The sequence below is a fragment of the Okeania sp. SIO3I5 genome (genome assembly GCF_010672085.1).
In the GTDB taxonomy this organism is placed as follows: Bacteria; Cyanobacteriota; Cyanobacteriia; order Cyanobacteriales; family Microcoleaceae; genus Trichodesmium.
Genome location: NZ_JAAHHT010000452.1, coordinates 1 through 3,163, shown reverse-complemented (window position 1 = coordinate 3,163; position 3,163 = coordinate 1). Strand labels below are relative to the sequence as shown.

General features: G+C 34.7%; 1 protein-coding gene. It reads left to right on the top strand.

The window, feature by feature from the left end; genetic code table 11:
- The first annotated feature begins 1,209 nt into the window (after window positions 1-1,209).
- Window positions 1,210-2,811, top strand: coding sequence for an NAD(P)H-hydrate dehydratase (locus F6K40_RS39515; RefSeq protein ID WP_293145573.1), 1,602 nt, complete (start codon window positions 1,210-1,212; stop codon window positions 2,809-2,811).
- Window positions 2,812-3,163 lie beyond the last annotated feature (352 nt).

Sequence of the window (3,163 nt, the reverse complement as noted above, 5' to 3'; positions counted from 1 at the left end):
TAATCTGCCTAGGCGATCTACCGCACGCTCTTCCTTGGTCTCCAAAACCCCAATCATAAATTGTACCAACTTTAGTAAATGTTGATGACAAGCGGTCAGCACTCAGCAATTAGCAAGATGATTTTTTTGAAAATTTAAAATGGGGATTTTAACCCAGAGTTGCTAAAAGCTGATAGTTAGTTATTAAGGAAGAAAAAATGTAGGGGTTTGGTCTCCAAAACCCCAATCATAAATTGTACCAACTTTAGTAAATGTTGATGACAAGCGGTCAGCACTCAGCAATTAGCAAGATGATTTTTTTTTAAAAGCTGATAGTTAGTTATAAAGAGGAAAAAATGTAGGGGTTTGGCCTCCAAAACCCCAATCATAAATTCTACTAACTTTAGTAAATGTTGATGACAAGGGGTGAGCACTCAGCAATTAGCAAGATGATTTTTTTGAAAGTTGAGAATGGGGATTTTAACCCAGAGTTGCTAAAAGCTAATAGTTAGTTATTAAAGAAGAAAAAATGTAGGGGTTTGGTCTCCTTTCCCTCAATCATAAATTGTACCAACTTTAGTAAATTTTGATGACAAGCGGTCAGCACTCAGCAATCAGCAAGATGATTTTTTAAAAGTTGAGAATGGAGATTTTAACCCAGAGTTGCTAAAAGCTGATAGTTAGTTATTAAGGAAGAAAAAATGTAGGGGTTTGGTCTCCAAAACCCAAATCATAAATTCTACTAACTTTAGTAAATGTTGATGACAAGCGGTCAGCACTCAGCAATCAGCAAGATGATTTTTTAAAAGTTGAGAATGGGGATTTTAACCCAGAGTTGCTCAAAGCTGATAGTTAGTTATAAAGAAGAAAAAATGTAGGGGTTTGGTCTCCAAAACCCAAATCATAAACTATACTAACTTTAGTAAATGTTGATTACAAATGGTAGAGACGTTGCATGCAACGTTTCTACTCCCTATTCCTTTGAAATTCTATACTTCCTCAAGACTTCAGTTATTAACTAATTAGTAAGGTTCATTCAACAATTAATAATTACCTATCCTTGAAACTGATAGGATTGACTCAAAGGAAAATTTTTTCTTGCTTCTTCTTTAAAGTAGAGGTTTTAAACCTTAATTATTTGGTAATGTTTTTAACAATTCTATTCTAGGCAAACAGCGAAGAATAGATTATGCTTAATTTCCCTACTCATTGTTCACTACTCCCTAGATTATGCTTAATTTATCTACTCCTTATTCCCTACTCCCTACTCCCTACTCCCTACTCCCTAAATTTGTAGTTACTGCTGCCCAAATGCGACAAATAGAAGAACGCATATTTATTGCGGGAATGCCGGTAGCAGCATTAATGGAAAAAGTTGCAGGATTAGTAACACGAAAAATCGAAGAATTATTAAATCCTAATATTAATAAAATAGGTGTATTAGTAGGTCCTGGTCATAATGGCGGTGATGCTTTAGTCATAGCTAGAGAATTATATTTTCAAGGTTATGAAATAATAGTCTACTGCCCTATTACTAAACTGAAAGAACTAACAAATTATCATGCTAAATATCTCCAATCTCTGGGGGTTAATTTTATCGAAAATATTTCCCCGTTCAAAAATTGCGATTTACTTATAGATGGTTTATTTGGCTTTGGTTTAGAACGGGAAATTTCTGGAGATTTAGCTGAAAGTATCAATCAAATTAATAGTTGGCAAAAACAGATATTTAGCATTGATTTACCTTCTGGAATTCATACAGATACAGGAGCAGTTTTAGGAATTGCTATTTGTGCTACTCACACATTTTGTTTAGGTCTATGGAAACAAGCATTTTTACAAGACCAAGCTCTAGAATATATTGGTACATCTGAACTAATTGACTTTGATATTCCCCTGGCAGATATTACAGCAATTTTAGGAGAATTTCCCACAATTGAGAGAATTACAAAAACATCTGTTAGGGAAAATTTACCCTTACCCTTTCCCCCAACAACCTATAAATATAAAAACGGTAATTTATTATTAATTACAGGTTCCCATCCTTATACTGGAGCAGCAATTTTAACAGGATTAGCTGCTAGAGCAACAGGTGTAGGAATGTTATCAATTGCCGTACCAGAATCAATTAAAAATATACTAAATAGTCACTTACCAGAAGCACTAATTATTGGTTGTCCTGAAACAGAAACCGGAGCAATTAAACAATTACCAGAAAATATAGATTTAAGTAAATTTGAAACCATTGCCTGCGGACCGGGTTTAACAACAGAACCTACATCTATAATAGAAAAAATATTATCTGTAAATTCTCCTTTAGTTTTAGATGCTGATGCTTTAAATATTTGTGGAAATTTGGCAGACAACTCTTTAGTAAATCAACGTCAAGCACCAACAATTATTACTCCCCACTTAGGAGAATTTAAACGTTTATTTCCCCATCTAACAAATCAACTCAATAATCGGATATTAACAGCTCAAAAATCTGCTGAAAATAGTAACCTTATCGTAGTTTTCAAAGGAGCAAAAACAATTATTGCTAATAGTCAAAAAATATCAATTAATCCAGAAAGCACTCCGGCATTAGCAAGAGGGGGAAGTGGAGATGTACTTACAGGATTAGTCGGAGGTTTATTAGCTATTACTTCAACTAAAATCACTCCATTTGAAGCTGTAAAAACAGCAGTTTTGTGGCACGCTCAAGCCGCCATATTAGCAGCAAAAGAACGAACAGAATTAGGAGTAGATGCTTTTACCTTGACTCAGTATTTAATACCAGCAATAGAGCTTTTCTTAGGAGTCAGGAGTCAGGAGTCAGGAGTCAGGAGGTAAGAATTTAGGCGTTGGTAAATTCGTGTATGATATTAATCTTAATTACTTAGGAGTCAGGAGTCAGGAGTCAGGAGGGAAGAAAGAAGAAGAAAGAGGAATAGAAGGAGAAAGTTTTTTGGTTGCGTAAAGGTCACGGAGTTCTCTTGCGCTCTTATCTCGACATGATATCATACCTCAAATTACCAACGCCAGAATTTATAATATGTGTACATAAATATGTATATAATTCTATCTATACTCTATAGTTAAGTGTTCAATCTTTCCTACTCCCCTACTCCCCTACTCCCCCATTCCCTATTCCATTTAAAGGAGGCAAACAATCAATGGCAGGTACTTATCTTAGTGCAGATTT

Excerpts from the sequence above, each read along its gene's own strand:
- F6K40_RS39515 (WP_293145573.1), top strand. The coding sequence starts at position 1,210 with ATGCTTAATTTATCTACTCCTTATTCCCTACTCCCTACTCCCTACTCC.